Source organism: Amycolatopsis sp. NPDC051373 (assembly GCF_040689465.1).
In the GTDB taxonomy this organism is placed as follows: Bacteria; Actinomycetota; Actinomycetes; order Mycobacteriales; family Pseudonocardiaceae; genus Amycolatopsis.
Genome location: NZ_JBFBAE010000011.1, coordinates 167,894 through 190,772 on the forward strand (window position 1 = coordinate 167,894; position 22,879 = coordinate 190,772).

The 22,879-nt window shown below is 72.2% G+C and carries 23 protein-coding genes; 12 read left to right on the forward strand and 11 right to left on the reverse strand.

Features of this window, described 5'->3' with window-relative positions; genetic code table 11:
* The first annotated feature begins 11 nt into the window (after window positions 1–11).
* Window positions 12–1,580, forward strand: a complete 1,569-nt coding sequence (locus AB0383_RS22100; protein WP_366188395.1) for a phosphodiester glycosidase family protein — start codon at window positions 12–14, stop codon at window positions 1,578–1,580.
* Window positions 1,581–1,844: 264 nt separating this feature from the next.
* Window positions 1,845–5,477: a discoidin domain-containing protein gene (locus tag AB0383_RS22105; protein WP_366188396.1), complete on the forward strand. Its 3,633-nt coding sequence runs from the start codon at window positions 1,845–1,847 to the stop codon at window positions 5,475–5,477.
* Between the two features lie 54 nt (window positions 5,478–5,531).
* On the opposite strand, the gene AB0383_RS22110 is transcribed toward AB0383_RS22105, so the two are convergent.
* Window positions 5,532–6,029 carry an SCO family protein gene (locus AB0383_RS22110; RefSeq protein WP_364170975.1) on the reverse strand — a complete coding sequence of 166 codons (498 nt, stop codon included), beginning with the start codon at window positions 6,027–6,029 and terminating at the stop codon, window positions 5,532–5,534.
* A gap of 233 nt (window positions 6,030–6,262) precedes the next feature.
* On the opposite strand from AB0383_RS22110, the gene AB0383_RS22115 reads away from it, so the two are divergent.
* On the forward strand, window positions 6,263–6,412 hold the full coding sequence (locus AB0383_RS22115; protein WP_366188397.1) for a hypothetical protein: 150 nt from the start codon (window positions 6,263–6,265) through the stop codon (window positions 6,410–6,412).
* Between the two features lie 8 nt (window positions 6,413–6,420).
* Here the strand turns inward: AB0383_RS22115 and AB0383_RS22120 are convergent, their stop codons facing one another.
* On the reverse strand, window positions 6,421–6,618 hold the full coding sequence (locus AB0383_RS22120; RefSeq protein WP_366188398.1) for a hypothetical protein: 198 nt from the start codon (window positions 6,616–6,618) through the stop codon (window positions 6,421–6,423).
* Between the two features lie 88 nt (window positions 6,619–6,706).
* Between AB0383_RS22120 and AB0383_RS22125 the strand changes: the two genes are divergently transcribed.
* Together AB0383_RS22125 and AB0383_RS22130 are read left to right on the forward strand one after the other, a co-directional pair.
* Window positions 6,707–7,369 carry a TetR family transcriptional regulator gene (locus tag AB0383_RS22125; RefSeq protein ID WP_364170971.1) on the forward strand — a complete coding sequence of 221 codons (663 nt, stop codon included), beginning with the start codon at window positions 6,707–6,709 and terminating at the stop codon, window positions 7,367–7,369.
* A gap of 402 nt (window positions 7,370–7,771) precedes the next feature.
* Window positions 7,772–9,004 (forward strand): cytochrome P450, encoded by a 1,233-nt coding sequence (locus tag AB0383_RS22130; RefSeq protein ID WP_366188399.1) that lies wholly within the window; start codon window positions 7,772–7,774, stop codon window positions 9,002–9,004.
* Here the strand turns inward: AB0383_RS22130 and AB0383_RS22135 are convergent.
* Window positions 8,994–9,554: a TetR/AcrR family transcriptional regulator gene (locus tag AB0383_RS22135; RefSeq protein WP_364170967.1), complete on the reverse strand. Its 561-nt coding sequence runs from the start codon at window positions 9,552–9,554 to the stop codon at window positions 8,994–8,996. The two genes, AB0383_RS22130 and AB0383_RS22135, sit on opposite strands and share 11 nt — an antisense overlap.
* A 111-nt stretch (window positions 9,555–9,665) precedes the next feature.
* On the opposite strand from AB0383_RS22135, the gene AB0383_RS22140 reads away from it, so the two are divergent.
* The 4 genes from AB0383_RS22140 (at window position 9,666) to AB0383_RS22155 (ending at window position 13,117) form a co-directional block, all read left to right on the forward strand.
* A complete protein-coding gene (locus AB0383_RS22140) occupies window positions 9,666–10,514 on the forward strand; it encodes an SDR family NAD(P)-dependent oxidoreductase (protein ID WP_366188400.1) in 849 nt (282 codons plus the stop codon).
* A 107-nt stretch (window positions 10,515–10,621) separates the two neighbouring features.
* Window positions 10,622–11,008 carry a YciI family protein gene (locus tag AB0383_RS22145; protein WP_366188401.1) on the forward strand — a complete coding sequence of 129 codons (387 nt, stop codon included), beginning with the start codon at window positions 10,622–10,624 and terminating at the stop codon, window positions 11,006–11,008.
* Complete coding sequence (locus AB0383_RS22150; RefSeq protein WP_366188450.1) at window positions 11,001–12,251, forward strand: DUF6596 domain-containing protein; 1,251 nt, start codon at window positions 11,001–11,003, stop codon at window positions 12,249–12,251. Before AB0383_RS22145 ends, AB0383_RS22150 begins: the two co-directional genes overlap by 8 nt.
* Window positions 12,248–13,117: a hypothetical protein gene (locus AB0383_RS22155; RefSeq protein WP_366188402.1), complete on the forward strand. Its 870-nt coding sequence runs from the start codon at window positions 12,248–12,250 to the stop codon at window positions 13,115–13,117. Before AB0383_RS22150 ends, AB0383_RS22155 begins: the two co-directional genes overlap by 4 nt.
* Before the next feature lie 58 nt (window positions 13,118–13,175).
* On the opposite strand, the gene AB0383_RS22160 is transcribed toward AB0383_RS22155, so the two are convergent.
* The 3 genes from AB0383_RS22160 to AB0383_RS22170 all read right to left on the reverse strand — a co-directional run bounded on the left by AB0383_RS22160 (window position 13,176) and on the right by AB0383_RS22170 (window position 15,398).
* Window positions 13,176–13,286 (reverse strand): hypothetical protein, encoded by a 111-nt coding sequence (locus tag AB0383_RS22160; RefSeq protein ID WP_364170960.1) that lies wholly within the window; start codon window positions 13,284–13,286, stop codon window positions 13,176–13,178.
* Window positions 13,287–13,630: 344 nt separating this feature from the next.
* The gene (locus AB0383_RS22165; RefSeq protein ID WP_366188403.1) at window positions 13,631–14,218 is read right to left on the reverse strand and encodes a TIGR03086 family metal-binding protein; all 588 of its coding nucleotides are present in this window, start codon (window positions 14,216–14,218) and stop codon (window positions 13,631–13,633) included.
* Between the two features lie 79 nt (window positions 14,219–14,297).
* Window positions 14,298–15,398 (reverse strand): ionic transporter y4hA, encoded by a 1,101-nt coding sequence (locus tag AB0383_RS22170; RefSeq protein ID WP_364170956.1) that lies wholly within the window; start codon window positions 15,396–15,398, stop codon window positions 14,298–14,300.
* Between the two features lie 207 nt (window positions 15,399–15,605).
* Between AB0383_RS22170 and AB0383_RS22175 the strand changes: the two genes are divergently transcribed.
* Together AB0383_RS22175 and AB0383_RS22180 are read left to right on the forward strand one after the other, a co-directional pair.
* Window positions 15,606–16,568, forward strand: a complete 963-nt coding sequence (locus AB0383_RS22175; RefSeq protein WP_364170954.1) for a TIGR03557 family F420-dependent LLM class oxidoreductase — start codon at window positions 15,606–15,608, stop codon at window positions 16,566–16,568.
* 75 nt (window positions 16,569–16,643) lie between these two features.
* Entirely contained in the window at window positions 16,644–17,744 is a 1,101-nt protein-coding gene (locus AB0383_RS22180) for a malic enzyme-like NAD(P)-binding protein (protein WP_364170952.1), read from the forward strand.
* Window positions 17,745–17,893: 149 nt separating this feature from the next.
* Here the strand turns inward: AB0383_RS22180 and AB0383_RS22185 are convergent, their stop codons facing one another.
* Genes AB0383_RS22185 through AB0383_RS22200 form a run of 4 tightly spaced genes read right to left on the reverse strand, consistent with a single transcriptional unit; the run spans window position 17,894 to window position 21,576 of the window.
* Window positions 17,894–18,988, reverse strand: coding sequence for a Vms1/Ankzf1 family peptidyl-tRNA hydrolase (locus AB0383_RS22185; RefSeq protein ID WP_366188404.1), 1,095 nt, complete (start codon window positions 18,986–18,988; stop codon window positions 17,894–17,896).
* 26 nt (window positions 18,989–19,014) lie between these two features.
* Window positions 19,015–20,805, reverse strand: a complete 1,791-nt coding sequence (locus tag AB0383_RS22190; protein WP_366188405.1) for a thiamine pyrophosphate-requiring protein — start codon at window positions 20,803–20,805, stop codon at window positions 19,015–19,017.
* 49 nt (window positions 20,806–20,854) lie between these two features.
* On the reverse strand, window positions 20,855–21,166 hold the full coding sequence (locus tag AB0383_RS22195; RefSeq protein ID WP_366188406.1) for a DUF3618 domain-containing protein: 312 nt from the start codon (window positions 21,164–21,166) through the stop codon (window positions 20,855–20,857).
* A complete protein-coding gene (locus AB0383_RS22200; RefSeq protein WP_366188407.1) occupies window positions 21,163–21,576 on the reverse strand; it encodes a phage holin family protein in 414 nt (137 codons plus the stop codon). Before AB0383_RS22200 ends, AB0383_RS22195 begins: the two co-directional genes overlap by 4 nt.
* A gap of 232 nt (window positions 21,577–21,808) precedes the next feature.
* Here AB0383_RS22200 and AB0383_RS22205 point away from each other — a divergent pair, with 232 nt between their 5' ends.
* Window positions 21,809–22,216: an SRPBCC family protein gene (locus AB0383_RS22205; protein ID WP_366188408.1), complete on the forward strand. Its 408-nt coding sequence runs from the start codon at window positions 21,809–21,811 to the stop codon at window positions 22,214–22,216.
* Between the two features lie 42 nt (window positions 22,217–22,258).
* On the opposite strand, the gene AB0383_RS22210 is transcribed toward AB0383_RS22205, so the two are convergent.
* Window positions 22,259–22,870 carry an endonuclease gene (locus AB0383_RS22210; RefSeq protein ID WP_366188409.1) on the reverse strand — a complete coding sequence of 204 codons (612 nt, stop codon included), beginning with the start codon at window positions 22,868–22,870 and terminating at the stop codon, window positions 22,259–22,261.
* Window positions 22,871–22,879: the final 9 nt, after the last annotated feature.

Sequence of the window (22,879 nt, forward strand, 5' to 3'; positions counted from 1 at the left end):
AGAAACCCACAGTGTTCACCTCGTCACGCGCTCGGCGCGTGCTCGCGGCAGCCGTCGTCGTCGCAGGGGCGGCGGCGGTTCTCACGCCGGCCGCCGACGCTTCGGTGCCCGGTCCCGCCGGCTACACCTGGACCACCGACGCGGTCGCGCCGGGCGTCACCGTGCGCACCGGCGTGCTGAGCCGCACGGCCCACCCTCCGTTCTGGACGGTCACGATCACCGCGCCGGCCAAGAACATCCTCACCGGCGCCGCGACGACCGCCGAGCTCGGCACGGCGGCGTGGGCGCGCGACACCGCCGCCCGGCTGAAGGCGGCGGGTTACCCGGTGCGCCAGGACACCGTCCGCTGGCCCGGCTTTTCCGACACTCCGCACGGCGTCGAGGGTGTGCGCGTGCGCACCGGCTCTTACCCGACGCAGGCGGCGGCCACCGCGGCCGCGACGACGCTCAAGGCGGCCGGGTTCAGCGCCGTCGCGGAGTGGACGGGCTACGACGCCGATCAGGCGCCCGACGCCGAACGCGTGCACGTCGCCGTGATCGACCGCGGCCGCTTCCACGGCAGCATCGAGGCGACGCACGACGGCACGGTGGCACAGCGGGAAACCACGTCGTCGATCGCGGCGAAGACGGGTGCGCTCGTGGCCGTGAACGGCGGGTTCTTCGTGACCGCTGACGCCGACGGTTTCCAGGGCGTGCCCGCCGGGCTCGCCGCGTACGACGGCAAGCTCGAGTCGCAGTCGTCCGGCGCCCGCGCCGCGCTGGTCCTGGGCCGCCGCGGCGACGTGTCCATCGAGAACCTGACGTCCACGGTGACGCTGCGCTCCGGCGCGGCGACCCACGCGGTCGAAGGCGTGAACCGCAAACCCGGTGTCGTGCGCGACTGCGGCCGGCCCGGCCTGACGCCCACCACGAAGCCGCGGCAGGACTTCACCTGCACCACCGTCGACGACCTCGTCGTTTTCACCGCCGAGTTCGGCGCCGCCCTGCCGACCGGCACGGGCACGCAGGTCACGCTCGACCGCAACGGCCGCGTGCTCACCGTGGGCGCGCGCGGTGGCGCGGTGCCCGCCGGCGGTTCCGCCGTGCAGGGCATCGGCCCGGCTGCCGGCTGGCTCGCCGCCCACGCCGTGGCCGGCCGCAAGCTGACCGTCGACGAACGCGTGCGCACCGCGTCGGGCCGGCCGGTCGACCTCCGCGCCGGCGACGGCATCGTCAGCGCGGCGCCGGTGCTGCTGCGGCACGGCCGCCAGGCCATCGACGCCGCGACCGAGGGCGTGCTGGACCCGCAGGACCTGTCGTTCGGCTACGCGTGGGCCGAGCAGCGCCAGCCGCGCACGATGGCCGGGCTCGACGCGCAGGGCCGCCTGCTCCTCGTGACCGTCGACGGCCGTCAGCCCGGCGTCAGCGAAGGCGTGACGATCGAGGAGGGCGCGCAGCTGATGCGCAGCCTCGGCGCGGTCGACGCGCTCAACCTCGACGGCGGCGGCTCCACCGCCATGGCCGTCGCGGGACAGCTCGTGAACCACCCGTCGGACGCCACGGGCGAGCGTCCGATCGGCGACGCGGTGCTCGTGCGCTGACGCGTCCGGCCGGGCGCGTCCGCTCCACCCGGACGCGCCCGGCCGGACAAACCGGGCACCTCGGCTTTCACTCCGGCTCTTGACGACCGGCGCCCTCCCAGGTCCCGACATCGATGTCATCACGGCCGATTCTTGTCTCTCTTGTCTTCTTGACGAGCGGGTGACCGGCCGGGAAGCTTCCTGGCAACGTTGTCACCCGTCGACGTCGACGCCTGCGGTCCCCGCGTCATGTGGACGGGTTTTGTCTCGAGACCGGGAGATCCCATGACGTTGGACCAGAGCGGCGCGCCGGGCGCGGATTCGGCACTGTCGCGACGGGGCGTGCTGGCCGCCGGCACCGGGTTGCTGGCCGGGTTCGGCCTGACGGCGGTGCTGCCCGGCGTGGCCTCGGCGGCGCCCGCGGCCCCCGCGGTGACCGACGGGCACACCTCGACCGACCTGGCGCTGTTCCGCCCCGTGCAGGTGTCCTCCACGGACTACGCGGCCACCCCCGCCGAGTTCGCGGTGGACGGCCTCGCGCAGGTCGGTGTGCAGGGCTCCGGCTGGCGCGCGGCCAAGGGCGACTCGCAGTGGATCATCGTGGACCTGCAGGGCCGCTGCCAGGTCGACTCCGTGGTGCTCACGTTCGAGGCCCGCCCGGGCGACCCGGCGTTCGACACGACCGCCTCGCGCAGCAACACCAAGGGCACCGAGGTCCAGTCGAGCTACGCGACCGCGTTCGACCTCGACATCTCCCAGGACGGCAAGTCCTGGCGCACCGTCCACAGCACCGCGCAGGGCACCGGCGGCGTGGTGACCATCCCGCTGCAGCCGGCCGTCACCGCGCGCTGGGTCCGCCTCACGAGCTCCGCCGGCTCGACCACCAACCCGCTGGGGCTCAACGGGTTCCAGGTCTACGGCTCGACCCGCGACAACCGCCCGGCGGTCCGCGGCTGGACGTCGTTCCCCGTGCGCGGGCACGATAACCCGCCCGCTCTGGCGGTGGCCGCCGACGGCTCCGTGCCGCTGGAGTCCGGCTGGGTCCTCACCATGCAGGACTGGGCGCCGAGCACCGACGGCGCCGTCCTGTCGGGCACCGCGGTAGACACGCGCGGCTGGCTGCCGGCGTCCGTGCCGGGCACCGTGCTCGGCTCGCTCGTGGAGCAGGGCCAGCTGCCCGACCCGGTCAAGGGCATGGGCAACATGCACATCCCGGAGGCCCTGTCGCGGCACTCCTGGTGGTACCGCCGCACGTTCTCCGTGCCGCGCGGTCTCGACACCTCCGCGGGCCGGCACGTGTGGCTCGAGTTCGACGGCGTCAACCACGAGGCCGACATCTGGCTCAACGGCGCCCACGTCGGCAACCTGGCGCACCCGTTCGGCCGCGCCGCCCTCGACGTCACAGCCGCGCTGCGCCGCACCGGCGACCAGAACGTCGCCGTGAAGATCGCGCCGATGCCGTTCCCCGGCAGCCCGGGCGACAAGGGGCCGGCCGGGCAGTCCTTCGTGGACGCGGGCGGCACGATGTTCGCCAACTCGCCCACGCTCGTCGCGGTGTCCGGCTGGGACTGGATGCCCGCGGTGCGCGACCGCGCGTCCGGCATCTGGAACCACGTCCGGCTGCGCTCGACCGGCGCGATCGTGGTGGGTGACACCCGCGTGGACACCAAGCTGCCCAACCTGCCCGCGACCGACGTCGCCGAGGTGACCATCACGGTCCCCGTCCGCAACGCCGGTTCGGTGGCCCAGCGCGTGAAGGTCACCGCGGCGTTCGACGGGATCTCGTTGTCCAGCACCGTCACCGTCGCGCCTGGCGAGGAGGGCGCGGCCGTCTTCGCGCCGTCGGCGTTCGGCCAGCTGCGGATCAAGAACCCGAAGCTGTGGTGGCCCAACGGCTACGGCGACGCCACCCTGCACGACCTCACCGTGACCGCCGCCATCGGCTCCGCGGTGAGCGACCGCAAGAGCCTCAAGTTCGGCATCCGCCAGATCACCTACACCTACGACGTGCCGATCGTGCCCGTCGACGGTGTCGCCTCCCAGACCGTGGACCTCGCGCCGCAGCAGGCGCGCTACGTCCGCGTGCAGTGCGACAAACGCGCCACCGGCTGGGGTTTCTCGCTCTGGACGATGTCCGTGGTGGACAGTGCCAACGCCGGCACCGACCTGGCCCAGGGCAAGACGGGCACCAGCTCCACGGTCGCCGACGGCAACCCGCCGCAGAACGCGTTCGACGGCGACCCGAAGACGCGCTGGACCTCGGAGTACGCCGACAACCAGTGGCTGCAGGTCGACCTCGGCGCCACGACGTCGTTCGACCGCGTCGTGCTGGCGTGGGAGACCGCGTACGCGCAGACGTTCCGGATCCAGGTCTCGGCCGACGGCGACAATTGGACCGACGCGGCGTCGGTGGACAACTCCGCGAAGCCGCTGACGTTCATCGTCAACGGGGTCAAGGTGTTCTGCCGCGGCGGCAGCTGGGGCTGGGACGAGCTGCTGCGCCGGATGCCGCCGGAGCGCGTGGACAACGTCGTCGCGATGCACCGCGACATGAACTTCACCATGCTGCGCAACTGGATCGGCTCCTCCTACCGCGAAGAGCTGTTCGAAGCGTGCGACCGCTACGGCATTCTCGTGTGGACGGAGTTCTGGGACGGTTTCTCCACGGACCCGGCCAACCACGACATCTTCCTGGCCCAGGCCACGGACACGGTGCTGCGCTACCGCGCCCACCCGTCGGTCGCGGTGTGGTTCGGCTGCAACGAGGGCACCCCGCCGGCGGTGATCGACCAGGCGCTGCGCTCGATCGTCACGGAGAACACGGACTTGCTCTACCAGAGCAACTCCGCCGGCGGCGTGATCACCGGCGACGGCCCGTACCGCTGGCTCGACCCGAAGCAGTACTTCACCGGTGAGGCGACGGGCGGCAAGGCCGGCTTCTGGAGCGAGATCGGCATCCCCACGGTGTCCGTGGTGGAGAGCATGCGCAACCTCGTCGGCGAGGGCGACGCGGGCTGGCCGATCGGCGCGCCGTGGTTCCTGCACGACTGGTCCACGCAGGGCAACCAGTCGCCGCAGACCTACCTGGCGGCGATCGACGCCCGGCTCGCGCCGTCGTCGAGCCTGGAGGAGTTCTGCCGCAAGGCGCAGTTCGTGAACTTCGAGAGCATGCGCGCGATCTTCGAGGCGTGGAACTCCAAGCTGTGGAACGACGCCACCGGCGTGCTGCTGTGGATGTCGCACCCGGCCTGGCACAGCACGGTGTGGCAGACCTACGACTACGACCTGGACGTGAACGGCAGTTACTACGGTTCCCGGAAGGGCTGCGAGTCGAGGCACGTGCAGGCGGACCTCACGACCTGGCAGGTGCGGGCGATCAACCACACGCCGAACGCGATGAGCGGCATGACCGTGACCGCGCAGCTGCACGGGCTCGACGGCAAGCCGCTGGGCGCGGCGCAGACCCAGAAGGTCGACGTGGCCCCGATCTCGGGCACGGCCGCGTTCACGGTGCCGTTCGGTGCGGACCTGCCCGCACTGCACCTGCTGCGCCTGACGATGACGGACTCGCACGGCGCCGTCGTCTCGGAGAACACCTACTGGCGCTACCAGGCGGACACGGCGATGCGCGCGCTCAACCAGCTGGGGCGCACGCAACTGTCGACCAGCCTTCGTTCGGCGGGCAAGGACGGTTACACCGCGACGATCCGCAACACGGGCACGACCGTGGCCGCGATGGTCCGGCTGTCGCTGCGCGAGAACAACGGCAAGGACCGCGTGCTGCCGACGATCTACGGCGACAACTACTTCTGGCTGCTGCCAGGGGAGTCCCGCACGGTCACGATCGCGCCGCGGCGGTCCGTGAAGTCCCCGCGGCTGTCGGTGGAGGCCTACAACGTGCCGGCGAAGCTGAGCTGACCTCCGGTTGCCGGAGCTGGCCGCAGGGCCGCTCCGGCAACCGGACCCCAGTTTTCAGGCTTCTTGCGTGACGGTTTCGCGCAGCCGTTCGGTGAATGTCTTGTCGTCGAGGCCGTCGGTGAGGTGCGTTGCGTAGGCGCCGCCGGGGTTCAGCACGTAGGTGATGGCGGTGTGCGGCACCGCGTAGCCGTCAGGGTCCTCGGGATCGTCCTTGCGGCGCGCGAAAACGCGGAAGGCACGCTTGGCCCGCTCGATCTGCTCCGGCGTGCCGGTGAGGCCGGTGAAGCGCGGGTGGTCCCCTTCGAGGTAAGCGCGCATCACCTCGGGACTGTCGCGCTCCGGGTCGACGGTGATGTACAGCGGCTGCACCTTGTCGGCGAGTGGCCCCAGTTCGTCCAGCGCGGCCGTAAGGCGGCCGAGCGCACGCGGGCACACCATGCGGCAGTGGGTGAAGCCGAAGAAGACCGTCACCCACTTGCCTCGGTAGTCCTGCTCGGTCACCGCCGCGCCGTGGTGGTCGACGAGGCTGAAGGTGGCGTCGATCGGCGTCACGCCGGGTCCTCCTTGTCGTGCTGGCTGTCGCGCGGTGTGACGCTACTCCGTCGTGAACGTGCGGCTCGGATCACGAGGGAGCCGGCTACGAGCTGCTGCTCGCACAGGGCATCGACGAGCGGCTGGCGCGGTTCGCGCGGACGCACGGCTGCTGGGACCGGCCCGACAAAAAGCTCGACGACCTGCTGGTCAGCCTGGCCGGCAAGGTCTGGAAAGCGAAACGGGTCCCGGACTTGGAGCAGCTCGTCGTCGACCGGGCCGCCGATGCCACCGGCGAGCAGCCGTGGCAGACGTTCCCGAAGCTCGACGAAGAACTCGACCGCCTGGCGGCAGGGTCCGACCACCGGCTGGACTTCCAGAACCGGTACCCCGTCGCGGCGTAGCCTCCCCGTCAGTCGAGCCGGTGGATCACCGGCAGGATCCGGAAGTCGACGGTCGTCTGGTCGATCATCGCGTGTACGGGGGAGCCGGCGAGCTCGGTCATGATGCCGGCGGCGCCGGCGCGTGCGTCGGCTTCGCTGTCCCACGCGACGACGTCGACGACGGTGCCGTCCTCGTCCTGCGTGATGCGCCGCTGGGTGCCGCACACCCTGGTCTGAATTCAAGCACTTGACTTAACTCGCGAAGATCCGGTTGACTGATCACGAACCGCAGGTCCGACGCGGGGAGGAGCAACGGTGGCCGGAGTGACCGGGAAGGCGATCCGCGCGGAGTCGACGCGGGAGCGGATCCTCGCGACGGCCGAGAGGCTGTTCGCCGAGCACGGCGTGTACGCGGTGTCCAACCGGCAGATCAGCGAGGCCGCGGGCCAGGGCAACAACGCCGCCGTGGGCTACCACTTCGGCACGAAAGCCGACCTCGTCCGCGCGATCGCCCGCAAGCACGCGGAGGGCATCGAGGCGATCCGGACGCGCATGGTCGCGCGGGTCGCCGAGGACGCCGGCGTGCGCGACTGGGTCGAGTGCCTGGTGCGGCCCGTCACCGACCACCTGGCCGCCCTGCGCGCCCCGACGTGGTTCGCGCGCTTCGCCGCGCAGGTGATGACCGATCCCGCGCTGCGCGGGATCATGATCGAGGAGGCCCTCAGCGCCCCGGCGCTGCACCGCATCCTCCACGGCCTCGACACCTGCCTGCCCCACCTCACCCCCGCCGCCCGCACCGAACGCGACGCCATGGCGCGCCTGCTGATGGTCCACACCTGCGCCGAACGCGAACGCGCCCTCGCCGAAGCCACCCCCACCCCGCGCCCCGACTGGCCCACCGCCGGCACAGGCCTCGTCGACGCCATCGTCGGCCTCTGGCTCGCCCCGGCCACGGTGACGACACCCGATGCCCGCTGACGCTCGTGCCGGTCGCGCGCGTGTGCTGGGTTGCCAGGGCAAGCGCCCGGCCCTGCGGTCGGCAGCCGATGGTCGATGGCGTTCGCTCCAGTTGTGCTCGAGCACGCGCTCTGGGGCGCCACAGCGAGAGCTCTGCAGCCGCCTCGGTTATCGGGGCGGCAACCGATGGCCGATGGGAGGCGCGCCGGCTGTGCCTGCGCATGTGCGCGCCTGGTCGGCGCGACAAGCACACCGGCCCCGCGCGTCGTGGGCGCGGGCTGGGCAATGCCGCTGCCGAGCGCCGACGTCGCGGCGGGCCTGCGGCACCCCGGCCGCGCCCCGCCTGCGCTGTAACAACACACGGGTGACCACTCCACCACCGTCCACTTCAGACCGACGAACCCACCCGCCGCGGAGGAACGCATGACGAGCACGCTGGACCAGGCCACCCCGGGCGCCGACGAGGTGCCCGAGTTCCCGATGGCCCGGGCGGCCGGGTGCCCGTTCGACCCGCCGCCGCGGGCGCGCGAGCTGCAGGAGGCGGGGCCGCTGGCGCGGGTGCGGCTGTGGGACGGCAGCACGCCGTGGCTGGTCACGCGGTACGCGGACCAGCGGGCGCTGCTGGCGGACGCGCGGGTGAGCGTGGACATCACGCGGCCGGGTTACCCGAGCCCCGCGCCGTTGCCGCCGGGAGGGTCCGCGATCAGCTTCATCCTGATGGACAACCCGGAGCACGCGCGGTTGCGCCGGATGGTGACGGCGCCGTTCACGGTGCGGCGGATCGAGGCGCTGCGGCCGGCGGTGCAGAAGATCGTGGACGACTCGCTCGAGAAGATGCTCGCCGGGCCGAACCCGGTGGACCTGGTGGAGGCGTTCGCGCTGCCGGTGCCCTCGCTGGTGATCTGCGAGCTGCTCGGCGTGCCCTACCGCGACCACGACTTCTTCCAGACCAACAGCAAGGTCATCATCAAGCGCGACGCCGACCCGGCCGAACGCGCCGGCGGGCACCGCGCGCTGCTGGGGTACCTCGACGAGCTGATGGGGGAGAAGCTCGCCCACCGGCAGGACGACCTGCTGTCCGGCCTCGCCGACCGCGTCGAGGCCGGGGAGCTCACGCGCGCCGAGGCCGCGCAGATGGGCGTGCTGCTGCTGATCGCGGGCCACGAGACCACTGCCAACATGATCGCGCTCGGCACGCTGACCCTGCTGCGCCACCCCGAGCAGCTCGCCCTGGTCCGCGAGGCCGACGACCCGGCCGTGATCGCCGGTGCGGTCGAGGAACTGTTGCGCTACCTCACGATCACGCACAACGGCCGCCGCCGCGTGGCGATCGAGGACATCGAGATCGCAGGTGAGACGATCCGCGCGGGCGAGGGCCTGATCATGGCCAACGACATCGCCAACCGCGACGAGAGCGTGTTCCCCGATCCCGACGGGCTCGACGTGCGCCGCCCGGACTCGCGCCGGCACGTGGCGTTCGGGTTCGGCGTGCACCAGTGCCTCGGGCAGCCGCTCGCGCGGGTGGAGCTGCAGGTCGTCTACAACACGCTCTACCGGCGTGTCCCGACGCTCGCCCTCGCGGCCGGCCTCGACGAGATTCCCTTCAAGCACAACGGTTCCGTATACGGCATGTACGAGCTGCCCGTCACTTGGTGATGCGAAGCCCTTCCAGCACCACGTCGAGGTAGGGCTCGGCGGTGCGGCCCGTCGCCGGGTCCTTCGGCAGAGCGCCGACGAGGGTGAGCACCTGCGTCGCCGTCACGTCGGGCCGGACGTGGCCCTCGGCGCGGGCGCGGTCGAGCAACGCGGCGAAGCTCGTCTTCATCGGGGCGCAGGTGGTGGCCACAGGGGAGCCGTCGTCGGCCAGCCCGTCGCCGACGTGCCCGCTCATCCCGGGGTACTCCGTAGCGGCGCGGTCGTAGAGCCGCAGCCACTCCGGAAGCCGGCCGGCGCCGTCGGGTGCGTCGAGCAGTTCGCGGGCCCGCGCGTCGAGCAGGTCCGCGCTCTCGCGCATGATCGCGGCGAACACGTGCTCGCGCGACGGGAAGTGCCGGTACAGCGTGCCGCGTCCGACCCCCGCCTCCTGCGCGACGACCTCCAGCGGTGCGTCGGTCCCCAGGCGCGCGAAGACGTCCTTCGCTGCTTCGAGGAGCACGTCGTAGTTGCGGCGCGCATCGGCGCGCTGGCGTTTGGCCGGACCGGTCACGCCGCCAGTGTATCCGGACGCCGTGTCCGCTATCACCATGACAACCGGACGCCGTGTCCATATCGTCGGTGGCAGGAAACGGACACGACGTCCGGATGGAGAGGAGATCCCATGGCCCCCGTGATCGCCGTGGTCACCGGCGCGAGCCGCGGCGCCGGCAAGGGCATCGCCCTGGCATTGGGCGCGACCGGCGCCACGGTCTACGTCACCGGCCGCAGCGCGAAGCCCGGCGACTCGCCCCACGGCGGCACGGTCGCCGACACCGCGGCCCTGATCGACGAGGCCGGCGGCACCGGCGTGCCCGTGGTCGTGGACCACGCCGACGACGAGGCCGTCGCCGCGCTGTTCGCCCGGGGCGCGCGGGAGCACGCCCGGCTCGACATCCTCGTGAACAACGCGGCGAAGGTCGCCGAGCCGATGCGACCCGGCGGGTTCTGGGCCAACCCGATCGAGGCGGCCGACCTGATCACCGTCGGCCTGCGCTCGCACTTCGTCGCCGCCCACCACGCCGCGCCGCTGCTGCTGGCCAACGGCCGCGGCCTGATCGTCCACACGGGCCACTACGGCGCCGTGTCCTACCACCAGGGCCCGGCCTACGGCGCGCAGAAGGCGGGCGCGGACAAGATGGCCGCGGACATGGCGAAAGACCTGCGTCCGCACCACGTCGCCGCCGTATCGATCTGGATGGGCGGCCTGCGCACCGAACGCGCCGAGGCGCACCTCGCGACGCTCCCACCGGCCGCCCGCACGGCCGTCCCGCGTGAGTCGCCGCAGTTCACCGGCCGCGTGATCGCCGCGCTCTACGCGTCGCCCGACCTGATGGCCTACTCGGGCCGCGCGCTCATCGGCGCGGAGCTCGGCGCGCGGCTCGGGGTCACCGACGTGGACGGCACCGCCCCGCGCAGCCGTCGCGACGAGCTCGGCGCGCCTCCTGAGCCGCACCCGTCGCTGCTCGGCTGAACCGGTCCGAAGAAACTTTTCGCCACGCTCGCCGCGCCGTGTCGAGTTACGGTCGGGCTGTTCGTCATCCTCTTCGGACGAGCTGGACCAGATGAGGCGGAGGACACGTGCAGTACATGCTGCTGATCTACAACTGCGTACGCCCCGAACCAGGCGACCCCGGGTTCGAGGAGGCGGTGGCGCGGGTGAACGCGTTCGCCGACGAGTGCCGGCGCCGCGGCGTGTGGGTGGAGGGCAAGCCGCTGCAGCCGGAGTCGACGGCGACCACCGTGAGTGTGCGGGACGGGCGCACGTTGATCACCGACGGCCCGTTCGCGGAAACCCACGAACACCTCGGCGGGTTCTACCTGTTCGACTGCCGCAACCTCGACGAAGCCCTCGAACTCGCCGCGTTGTGCCCGATGGCCGAGGAAGGGTCGATCGAGGTGCGGCCGGTCGTCGGGATCCCGGGTGTGAGCCACGCGCCGGTTGACGTGGCGGCCCCTGCTGAGTGAGTCGGCGCCCGCTGCGGTGGAGCGGGTCTACCGCGCGGACCGTGCGCGAATGCTCGCCGCGCTGATCCGCGTGCTCGGCGACTTCGAGCTCGCCGAAGACGCGTTGCAGGAGGCGTGCGCACTCGCCCTGCGCAAATGGGCCGCCGTACCTGACGACCCGGTCGCGTGGCTGCTCACGGCGGCGCGCAACAGCGCGATCGACCGGCTGCGCCGCGCCCGCCTGGGCCGGGAGAAGCTCGCGGCGATCGGGGTCCGGTCGGAGGAGGTGCCGATGTCCGACTTCTCCGACCGGCGCCTGCTCGAAGTCGGCGACGAACGGCTCAGCCTGATCTTCACCTGCTGCCACCCGGCGCTCGCCGAGCCGGCGCGCGTTGCGCTGACGCTGCAGGCCGTGGTCGGGCTGACGGCAGGGCAGATCGCGCGGACCTTCCTGATCGGTGAAGCCACGCTCGCACAGCGGCTGGTCCGGGCCAAGCGCAAGATCCGCGACGCCGGCATCACGCTCGAAGTCCCCCCTGATCACCTGCTGCCCGAACGGCTCGCCGGCGTGCTTGCCGTGGTGTACCTGATCTTCACCCAGGGCTACACCGCCGCGGCCGGCTCACCCGAGCACACCGCGTTGCGGCAGGAAGCGATCCGGCTCGGCAAGCTCGTGGCCACGCTGATGCCGGACGAACCGGAGGCGCTCGGCCTCGTCGCGGTGCTGCTGCTGCACGATTCGCGCGCGGCCGCGCGCCACGACGGCGAAGGTGACGTGGTGCTGCTGGAAGACCAGGACCGCGCGCGGTGGGATCGGGCCGAGATCGCGGAAGCCCTCGGGCTGCTGGACCGCGCGTTGCGCCACGGCGAGCCCGGGCCGTACCAGGTGCAGGCCGCGATCGCGGCGCTGCACGCGCAGGCGCCGTCGGCCGAACTCACGGACTGGGCCGGTATCGCGGGCCTGTACACGCGGCTGCTGGAGCTCACGCCTTCCCCCGTCGTCGCGCTGAACCACGCCGTGGCGGTCGCGATGGCGCGGGGCCCGGCCGACGGGCTCGCGTTGATCGACCGCATCGACGGCCTCGAGCACTACCACCTGATGCACGCCGCGCGCGCCGACCTGCTGCGCCGCCTCGACCGGCGTGCCGAAGCGGCCACCGCCTACCGGCGTGCCCACGAACTGGCCCACACGCCGGCGGACCGGCGGTTCCTCGCCCGCCGCCTGCTCGACCTCGACGCACTCGACCCTGGGGAGACACCGTGAGACTGTCCATTCTGGAGCGTGGCCACCGTCGTCGCGCGAAGCTGTTCCTCTCGGCCACGTCCGCGGTGTCCCGCGTGGACAGTCCCGACATCGTGCTGACGCTGCTGTACCGGCCGGAGTTCATGACCCGCGCCCTGCTGGACCTCACGGCGGCGGCCATGCGCGGCCCGTCGTCCTGGACGCCCGGCGAGCGCGAGTACCTGGCGATGGGCACCGCGAAGCTGCACGAGTGCCCGTTCTGCATCGTCACCCACGCGGAGCTCACGCGCATCGCCGGCGAGGGCGAGGTCGACCCGGACGAGCCGGCGTCCGCCCGCCCGGAACTGCGGGCGGTGCGCGCCTTCCTCGACACCGTTTCGCAGCCGGGCGGCGAGCCGGACGCGTCGCCGGTCGCCGACGTGCCCGCGCCGGCCGTGCTGGAGGCACTGCGGGTGAACCTGGTGTGGGACGTGGTCAACCGCCTGGCCAACGCGTTCGGCTTCGAGCTGCGCGACGGCCAGCTGGAGAGCGGCACCCGGTCGCTGCACCGCTTCGGCTACCGCTTCCCGGGCTTCCTGCTGTCGGGCGGTCCGCACACCGACCACGGCGACGTCGTCTCGAACCTCCGCCACGCGGTGACCGAGGCCCGCGGCGTCACCGACCGGGCCCTGCGCGCGGCGCTCATCGCGGACGCGCCGGTGGCCGAACCGTGGCAGACCTACGCCGAAGCCGTCCGCACGGCGTCCTACCGTGTGACCGACGCGGACGTCGCCGCGTTGCTGGCCGCGGGCCACACCGAGGACGAGGTCTTCGAGGTCACGGTCGCGGCCGCCGTCGGCGCCGCACTGGCCGCGTTCGACCGGGGCCGGAAGGCGGTCGGCCAGTGACCCGGCGCGGTCGAGACCTCGACGGCCGGAGTCGCGCCCGCCGTTCGCCGGCGCCGCGTCAGGAGCTGGAGACCCACAGCGCGGTGATCGGCTCGCTCAGCCCGGTCGTGCCCGCTTCCTGACCGTTCTTGCCGGGTCGCTGCCACCCGCCGAAATCGGGCAGGTACACCGAATACTCGATCTGCTGACCGGGCTGATTGCCGAACAGCTCGGCCTGGACCGGGCTCGGCGCCGCTTTCGGTGTCCTGAACCGCGTTCGCCGGCGCCGCGCTCGCGGCCGGGAATCCGACGAGGCCGGTGCTGGCAGCCGAGGCGGTGACGGACAGGACCGTGACCAGGCGTCTCAAGGGTTTCTCCCGAAGCTTCTTCCGGTGTCAGGAAGCCCTGGCGCCCGGCTACGCCAGGGGCGCGAGCGGAACCACGGCCAAGTCCTCGACCTGGCTCGAAATGTGGCAAAAGCCCCGACTGCGTGCCGGTGGGTGTGTCCATATCGGACACACCCACCGGCCGGCGTCACGCGGCGACCGGCTCCCACGCGACCCGGCCGAGGAACGCGAGCATCCGCGTCTGGTCGTCCGACCCGGGCGGCGGCGTGAGTTCCGGGCCGAAGAAGCCGGGGGCGCGCACGGCGTGCGCGCGGGCCCAGTCGAAGGCGGCGGCGACCGTGGCGGGGTCGAGGCGCACGTCGGCACCCAGGGCGTGTCCGATGTCCCACGCGTGGGCCACCAGGTCGGTGGTCAGCAGGCTCACCACGGCGGCGACCGGTACCTCGCCGAGGCCCGGGATCGTGGTGGTCCGCGCGAGCGCCTCGGGGGTCAGCGCGGCGAGGCAGGCCGTGCGGGCCGTCCGCCAGCTCGTGAGCGGGTCGTCGCCGGCGATCGGCGCGGGGTGGGGCGAACCCGGTGCGCCCGAGCGGTCGGCGTAGTCCTCTCCGGTGGCCCAGGCGCGCAGTTGGTGCTGGCCCCAGACCGCGTGGCCCGCGAGGTCGCGCACCGACCACTCGGGGCACGTCGAACGTGCTTCCCAGCGCTCGGCCGGCACCGCGGTGAGCACCGCGTCGAACCCATCCTGCGCCTGCCGGTACAACGCCAAAGTGTCCATCGTCCGTCCTTTCCACGAGGTCCTTGCACCCCGAGGACGAACGGGCGCGGCCCGGCTCGACAGTGGCCTGGGGACTGGTTCAAGGACTGGCGGCGAGGAACACGAAAGCCGCCAGCAGCGTGAGGTGGACGCCGCCCTGCAGGCGCGTCGCGCGGCCCGGCACCACAGTGAGGCCGCCGACCACGACGGTGATCACCAGCAGCACTATCTGCGTGGCGTCCAGGCCCAGCAGCAGCGGCCCGCTGAGCCAGATCGACGCGAGCGCGATCGCCGGGATCGTGAGGCCGATGCTGGCCATCGCCGAACCCAGCGCGAGGTTCAGGCTCACCTGCACGCGGTCGCGCCGCGCGGCGTTGGTGGCGGCGAGCGTCTCGGGCAGGAGCACGAGCAGCGCGATCACCACGCCGACGAACGACTGTGGGAACCCCAGCGCCGCCACGCCGGCCTCGATCGCCGGTGACTCCACTTTGGCCAGCCCGACCACCGCCACGAGCGCCACCAGCAGCAATCCGAGGCTGAACAGGGCGGTGCGGGTCGTCGTCGGCTTCGCGTGCGAATCCTCCTCGACGACGGCGCCTTCGACGTCGATCGGCAGGAAGAAGTCGCGGTGGCGCACGGTCTGCGTGACCACGAAAAGCCCGTAGAGGATCAGCGACGCGATGGCGGCGAACGCCAGCTGCCCGGGAGAGAACTCCGGGCCGCTGCGGGAAGTGGTGAACGTGGGCAGGACGAGGCTGAGGGTCGCGAGCGTCGCGACGGTGGCCAGCGCGGAGCCGGTGCCCTCCGCGTTGAACACCGTCGTCTTGCGCCGCCACGCGCCCACCAGCAGCGACAGGCCGAGGATGCCGTTGCACGTGATCATCACGGCCGCGAAGACCGTGTCCCGCGCCAGCGAAGCCGTCTTCGGGCCGCCGGAGATCATGAGCGTGACGATCAGTGCCACCTCGATCACCGTGACGGCCACCGCGAGCACCAGCGATCCGAACGGCTCGCCGACTCGGTGTGCGACCACCTCCGCGTGGTGCACCGCCGCGAGCACCGCGGCCGCCAGCACCACCGCGACGATGATCACCGGCACCGTCCCGAGCACCCGCCCCCACGTCACCGCCAGCACGACCACCGCGACCGCCGGGGCGATCGTCGTCCACCGCAACCAGGGAGAACTCGTCCGGGAAGCCATGGAAGGCAGCTTCCCAGATCACCCCGGCAAACGCCCCCGGAGCGCGCCGCGCCGGGTGACGGCGATCCCCGTGACCGCCTGGCCGTCCTCCTTCTGTTCCCGGGAGGGGGGACGGCCGGTTTCGTCCGGCGGGGGCCGGGCAACCCCGGTGGAGGAAGGGCGAACCGGCGGCGGTTCGCCACGCCGCGACCGAGCGGGGGATACCGCATGCGCATCGGCTACACGTTGATGACCGAGCAAGCCGGGCCGAAGGAGCTGGTCGCCCACGCGGCCGGGGCGGAGCGGGCCGGCTTCGACTTCGAGGTCTGCAGCGACCACTACTCGCCCTGGCTCGCGGAGCAGGGACACGCGCCGTACGCGTGGAGCGTGCTCGGCGCGGTGAGCCAGGTGACCGAACGGGTGGACCTGATGACGTTCGTGACCTGCCCGACGATGCGGTACCACCCGGCCGTCGTCGCCCAGAAGGCCGCGACGATCCAGCTGCTGTCCGACGACCGGTTCACCCTCGGCCTCGGCGCGGGGGAGAACCTCAACGAACACGTCGCCGGGCAGGGCTGGCCGCCGGTGAACGTGCGCCACGACATGCTCGCCGAGGCCGTGCAGATCATCGGCGGCCTGTTCGACGGCGGGTCGTTCAACTACGACGGCAAGCACTTCCGCGTGGACTCCGCGAAGCTTTGGGATCTCTCGCCGACGCGGGTGCCGATCGGGATCGCCGTGTCCGGCAAGCAGTCCGTGCACCGGTTCGCCGCGCAGGCCGACGTGATGATCGCGGTCGAGCCGGATCCGGCGCTGTGCAGCGAATGGGACGCCACCCGCCTCGGCCCGCCGACGCGCAAGGTCGCCCAGCTGCCGGTGTGCTGGGATCCCGACCGGGACGCGGCCATCCGGCGAGCGCACGACCAGTTCCGCTGGTTCAGCGGGGGATGGAAGGTCAACTCGGAGCTGCCGGGGCCGGCCGGGTTCGCGGGCGCGACGCAGTTCGTGCGCCAGGACGACGTGGCCGCGGGTATCCCGTGTGGTCCGGAGGTGGGGCCGATCCGGGAAGCGGTGCAGCAGTTCGCGGATTCGGGGTTCACGGACCTGGCGCTGATCCAGATCGGTGGCGACCGGCAGGAGGAGTTCCTGGCCTTCGCGGAGAAGGAGCTGTTGCCGGCTTTGCGGGCGTAGCGCCGGTGAAAAAGCGGCTGATTTCCCGATGTCTGCCCGGGGTATCCGGCGGACATGAGTTGTAGCCGTGGAAAAGTGGAGATCTCGGCCCGGGTCCGCCTCGACGGACCCGAGGACCTGGCGAAGGAGTACACGCCCGGGGTCGCCGAGGTGGCCGAACGGGTGGCCGACGACCCGTCCGCGCTGATGCGAGAGACGGTGAAGGCCAACTCGGTCGCGATCGTGTCCGACGGTTCGGCGCTGCTCGGCCTGGGCGATCGCGGCCCGGCCGCCGCGCTGCCCGTGATGGAGGGCAAGGCGGCGTTGCTGAAGCGGTTCGCCGACGTTGACGCGTGGCCGATCTGCCCGGTCAGCCGGGAGCCGGACGACCTGGTGCGGACGGTGAAGGACCTCGCGATCTCGTTCGGCGCGATCAACCTCGAGGACATCGCCGCGCCGAGGTGCTTCACCGTCGAGCGCCGCCTGCACGATGAGCTCGACATCCCCGTCTTCCACGACGACCAGCACGGCACGGCGGTCGTCGTGCTCGCCGCGCTGCACAACGCGATGAAGCTGACCGAACGTGAGCCCGCCGGCACTTCGGTGGTGATCTCCGGCGCGGGCGCGGCGGGCAGCGCCACGGCACGGCTGCTGCGCGAGGCCGGCTACGAGCGGATCGCCGTCTGCGACAGCCAAGGCGTGCTGCACCCCGACCGTGACCTCGTCGGCGAGAAGCGCTGGCTCGCGGAGAACACCAACCGCGACGGGGCCGCCCAGGGCAGCCTGCGCGACGCGCTCTCCGGCGCCGACGTCTTCATCGGCGTCAGCGCCGGCGGCCTGCTCGGCGAAGACGACGTCGCCGCGATGGCCGACCGCGCGATCGTGTTCGCGCTGGCCAACCCGGACCCCGAGATCGACCCGGACGTCGCGGGAAAGCACGCGCAGATCGTCGCGACGGGCCGCAGCGACCACCCGAACCAGATCAACAACGTGCTCGTGTTCCCGGGAGTCTTCCGCGGCCTGCTGGACTCCGGCGCGCCCCGCGTCACCAGCCGCATGCTCCTCGCCGCGGCCCGCGCCCTCGCCGGCGTCGTCGCCGACGACCTCACCCCGCAGCGCATCGTGCCGACCGTCTTCGACGACGGTGTGGTGGAAGCCGTCGCGGGCGCGGTGACGGGTGCTGCGAAGGAGGATTGAGGCAGTGCCGAGGGCCGACCGGAACGGCGTGTCCGGTCGGCCCTCGGCACTGTGATGTCCGGTCGGAGATCTCCGGTGGGGGATATCTGGTGGTGTCCGGGTGGTGCGGGCACACCCGCCGCCTGTCCGCACCACCCGGGGTCAGGGGGTCACGGGTGGCGCAACAGGGCGGCGAACCCACCGGGCAGGTCGAGGCGCTCGTCCATCACCACCACGTCCGCGCCGACGGCCACGGCGGCGTAGGGGAGGGCCTCGTCGGCGCGGTGGGGTGCTGGTTCGGAAGCGCCGAGCGCCGCCAGCCGGGGCGCGGCGACGCCGACCTGGGTGGGTTCGCGGCCGGTCAGCACCTCGGCGTCGCCGGGGTCGCCGACGAGCAGGGTGGCGACGTTGGCCTCGGGCAGCGCCGCCGTGACGGCCTCCAGGCCACTGACGGCGAGGCCTGAACCGCGACCGGCCTCGGCGCGGAAGCGTTGGGCGAGGTCGTCGAGCTCGCCGAGGCGGCGGCCGGCCAGCAGCTCGTGGACGTGCTCGTCCAGCTCGGCCCGGTCGGCGCCGGCGGCGCGGCCCCCGGCGTCCGTCTCCTCGGTGACCGCGCGCACGGGCTCGGGCAGCAGGCCGAGCAGCTCGGCGCGGGCCTGCACTTCGCCGGCCAGCACGACCAGGCGGGCGCCGGTCCGTTCGACCGTCTTGGCCACGGCTGCGGCGACGTCCTCGAGGTTGTGCCGCACGGCTTCCTCGGTGCGGTGCTGCAGGTTCCGGTGCGCCGGGCCGCCGCCGCGGACCTTGTGCACGTCGTCCTCGGGGCCCTGCACGGTTTCCGCGCGCACGGTGCCGTCGGGGTGGTGCACCTCCACGTCCGCGCCGTGGCGATCGACGAGCACCACCACGTGCTCGGGCGCGTTCTCGGCGTGCGTCACCACCGGCAGGAAGTACGGCAGGTCCGAGTACCGCGCCTCCTGCGCGGCTGGAGGCGCGGCGAGCCGGCGGTCGGCCACGATCTCGCCGTGCGCGGCGATCAGGCTCCGCCCGGCCTGCCCGACGGGCGGGGGAGCGGCCTCGATCGCGTCGGTGATCGCGGCGACCGTCGCCGGGTCGGCGTCCTGCTCGGACAGCGCCGCGTTGATCTCCTTGAGCCGCAGTCGAAGCTGCTTCGCCGCGTCTTCCGTGTCGTGTGACTGGTCGAAGTGGACCGAGGCGAACGGTCCGGTCGCTGTCGTGAGGGGACGCAGGTCGTGGGTGTCCACAAGGGACTCCTTTCTGGTGCGCGGGATCAGGTGCGCGTCGGCAGGAGCTCCTGGACCTTGGTCTTGAGGCCCTGGGCGACCAGGTGCCACGCGTGGGGGTCGCCCTTGAGCACCGATTCGGTCATGGATTTGATCTGCTCGAAAGTCGCGTGCGGCGGGATCGGCGGCACCTCGGGGTCGCACCGCACGTCGAGAACGGTCGGGACGTCGGCGGTGAGCGCCGTGGTCCAGGCGTCACCGAGCCGCTCAGGGTCGTCGACCGCGATGCCGCCCAGCCCGATGCCGCGGGCGAAGTCCGCATAGGACACTTCGGGCAGCGACTGCGACGGCTCGAACTTCGGCGCGCCGCCCATCGCGCGCAGCTCCCACGTGACCTGGTTGAGGTCACCGTTGTGGAAGACGCAGATCACACACCGCTGGTCGGGCCACAGCTCGCGGTAGCGCGCGAGGGTGAGCAGCTCGGCCATGCCGTTCATCTGCATGGCCCCGTCGCCCACGAGCGCGACCACCGGGCGGTCGGGATGCGCGAACTTGGCGCCGATCGCGTACGGCACCCCCGGGCCCATCGTCGCGAGAGTCCCTGACAGCGAAGCGCGGATCCGCCCGCGGATGCGCAGGTTGCGGGCGTACCAGTTCGCCGTCGAGCCGGAGTCGGCGGTGACGATCGTGTCCTCGGGGATCCGCTCGGACAGCTCGTGGACGATCCGCATCGGGTTGATCGGGTCCGCCGCCAGCATGGCCTGCCGTGTGACGGTGTCCGTCCACTCGGCCACGTTCTTCTCGATCCGCTCACGCCACGCGCGCTCGGTCTTGCGCTCCAGCAACGGGAGGAGCTGTTCCAAAGTGGACTTGGCGTCGCCGAGAAGGGTGACCTCGGTGGGGTAGCGCAGGCCCAGGTACCGCGCGTCGAGGTCGATCTGCACTGCGCGCGCCTGCCCGAACGGGGGCAGGAACTGGCTGTACGGGAAGCCGGAGCCGATGATCAGCAGCGTGTCGCAGTCGTGCATGAGCTCGTAGCTCGGGCGCGTGCCCAGCAGGCCGATCGCGCCGGTCACGTACGGCAGGTCGTCGGGCAGCACGTCCTTGCCCAGCAACGCTTTGGCCACCCCCGCGCCCGTCAGCTCGGCGACCTCGCGGACCTCGGTCACGGCGTTGCGCGCGCCTTGGCCGAGCAGGATCGCGACCTTCTCGCCGGCGTTGAGGACCTCGGCCGCCCGCGTCAGCTCCTCGTCCGGCGGCACGACCTTCGCGCGCGGGTGGGCGGGCGGGCTGGAGGGCACGTGCTTGAACTCGTGCTCGGGCGGCGAGTACGGCAGCTCCTGCACGTCCGCCGGGATGATCAGGGCCGTGGGGGCGCGCTGCGCGAGCGCGGTGCGGATGGCGCGGTCGAGCGCGTTGGGCAGCTGCTCGGGCACGTTGACCTCGACGAGGTACTCACTCGCGACGTCCTTGAACAGCGCCTGCAGGTCGACTTCCTGCTGGTAGCTGCCGCCCATCGCGCTGCGCGCGGTCTGGCCGACGATCGCCACCACGGGCACGTGGTCGAGTTTGGCGTCGTAGAGGCCGTTGAGCAGGTGGATCGCGCCGGGCCCGGACGTCGCCGCGCACACGCCGACGCGTCCGCTGAATTTCGCGTACCCGACGGCCTCGAACGCGGCCATCTCCTCGTGCCGCGCCTGCACGAACCGCGGCTCGTTCCCCGCGGCGCCGAACGCGGTGACGAGGCCGTTGATCCCGTCCCCGGGATAGCCGAACACCAGCTCGACATCCCATTCGCGCAGCCTCTGCAACACGTAGTCCGCAACGGTTGTGGTCATTCCGCCCGGGTACCGCGGGGTCGCGGCGGGCAAACATCGGCGGGGCCGCTCAATCTTCGTGCGAGCGCCGGCGCAGGATGAGCCGCAGCACGACGATCAGGCCGAGCAGGCTAGCGAAGACCGGGACCGGGTTGGCGCGCACGGTTTCGGCGCCCTGGCGGAACTTCGCGGCCGTCGGTTCGCCGACGACCGTGCCGACCTTGGCTTCGGCCTGGTCCAGCCGGTCGTCGATGCCCTGCTTGATCTTCGGGCGTACGTCGAGCTTCTGCTCGAGGCTTTCCAGCGTCTGCGCGAGCTCGGCGCGAGTGGCGTCGCGGTCGATGCGGACCTCGTCCGGGGTATCCGGGAACTCGCGGCTCACGAGCGCACCTCCTGCCTGACGATTTCGACGTCCTCGCGGACGCCTTCGATGGCTTCCTGCGGCACGGGCGGCGTCGCGTTCTTGATCTGCGTGCGCCCGACGAGCGCCGAGATCCCGGCGACGACGAACAACGCGCCCGCGACGACCAGCGCCGACGCCCATCCGGGCAGCACGAGCGCGAGCGCCATGATCGCGGCGGCCACCAGCGCCCCCGCGCCGAACAGCGCGACGAGTCCGGCGGCGCCGAACAACCCGGCGCCCACGCCCATCCGCGTGCTCTTCTGCTTCAGCTCCAGGACCCCGAGCCGGACCTCGTCGCGCACCAGCCGCTTCACCTGGTCGGTGAGGTCGGAGACGAGCTCGCCGAACGAGCGTTCCTTCGGCGGAATCGGCTGCACCTCTTCGGTCACCACAGCACCTCCATCGTCGCGTCGCCCTCCGGCGCGGGCCGCCGGGTGGTCTCCGGGTTCCCGCTCTCGCTTCGGCTCAACCTTCATCGGGCGCGGTTCGCTTCGAGCGCCGCAGCCGTACCAGAAACCTGAAGCACGTCGTGGTCCCGCAACGCGCGCGGCCGGCGGAGCCGCCCGGCGGTGGTTGGCGCGGCGGACCGTGTGGGTACCCGGCGGGCCAGGAGGTGGTCCCATGACCGACTACCGGCACAGCGCCACGGTGGAACTGCCCGCCGACGAGCTGTTCGCCTACCTGCGCGAACCGCGCAACTTGCCGCACTACTTCTCGCAGATGCAAGCGGCGCGCCCTGAAGGCGGCGACACCGTCCACGTCGAGGCCGAGGTCCACGGCCGGCACGTCGAAGGTGACGCCTGGCTCAAAGTGGACGAAGGCACCCGCACCCTGTCCTGGGGCGCCGAAAGCCCGGACGACTACCACGGCACCCTCTCGATCGACGAGGCCGGACCCACGGCCAGCCGCGTGGAGGTGACCTTGAGCAGCGTCCGCGAGGGCTCCGGCGACGAGATCCAGCGCGGCCTCGAGGAGACGGTCGCGGCCCTGGCCCACACCGCGGTCGCCGACTCCTCCGTGGACCCGTGATCGAGACGACGCTGCCGGCGCGAGACCCGGCAGCGTCGGTTCTCAGTCCTTCTTCGCGTGGATGTTCACCTGTACGAGAGCGGCGGCGAGCCGGGCCACGTCGTCGCCCGCGACGAGGCCGGCGAGCTTCTCGGGATCCGCCGGCAGCCCGGCCTTCTTCGCGCCGGCCAGCGCCCGTTTGTCGAAGTACGGGCGCACCCACGGCCACACGGCCTGGACCTCCTCGCAGAAGATCTGCGCGCCGGTCGGACCGATGCGGGGGAACTCCGTGAGCAGCTTCTCCAGCCGTTCCGGCGAGCTGCCGGCGGCGTCGGCGAGGTTGCGCAGGTCGTCCTGGTAGCGCTCGTGCAGGAACTCCGCGCTGTCCACGAGGTAGCGGGCGGTGCTCTCGTCGTAGCGCACGTAACGGCCGCGCCCCAGCGCGTGGACGCGGTCGGTCCACTCGGAGTCCCGCATGGCCTTCGGAGTCCGCCAGCCCGCCTGCCACAGCTCCTTCGCGGCGGCCACGGCGATGTCGGAACCGATGCGCGCCGACATCAGCGTGGTGAGGACGAGCAGCTGGTACAGCGGCTGCGGTTTGTCGGCGAGCTTGATGCCGGCCTGCTCGGCGTGGGTGGTGCCGTACTCGGCCAGTACGTCCTCCACTGTGGTCATTCGCGATTC

Excerpts from the sequence above, each read along its gene's own strand:
- AB0383_RS22105 (WP_366188396.1), top strand. The coding sequence starts at position 1,845 with ATGACGTTGGACCAGAGCGGCGCGCCGGGCGCGGATTCGGCACTGTCG.
- AB0383_RS22130 (WP_366188399.1), top strand. The coding sequence starts at position 7,772 with ATGACGAGCACGCTGGACCAGGCCACCCCGGGCGCCGACGAGGTGCCC.
- AB0383_RS22140 (WP_366188400.1), top strand. The coding sequence starts at position 9,666 with ATGGCCCCCGTGATCGCCGTGGTCACCGGCGCGAGCCGCGGCGCCGGC.
- AB0383_RS22165 (WP_366188403.1), bottom strand. The coding sequence starts at position 14,218 with ATGGACACTTTGGCGTTGTACCGGCAGGCGCAGGATGGGTTCGACGCG.
- AB0383_RS22170 (WP_364170956.1), bottom strand. The coding sequence starts at position 15,398 with ATGGCTTCCCGGACGAGTTCTCCCTGGTTGCGGTGGACGACGATCGCC.
- AB0383_RS22175 (WP_364170954.1), top strand. The coding sequence starts at position 15,606 with ATGCGCATCGGCTACACGTTGATGACCGAGCAAGCCGGGCCGAAGGAG.
- AB0383_RS22190 (WP_366188405.1), bottom strand. The coding sequence starts at position 20,805 with ATGACCACAACCGTTGCGGACTACGTGTTGCAGAGGCTGCGCGAATGG.
- AB0383_RS22205 (WP_366188408.1), top strand. The coding sequence starts at position 21,809 with ATGACCGACTACCGGCACAGCGCCACGGTGGAACTGCCCGCCGACGAG.
- AB0383_RS22210 (WP_366188409.1), bottom strand. The coding sequence starts at position 22,870 with ATGACCACAGTGGAGGACGTACTGGCCGAGTACGGCACCACCCACGCC.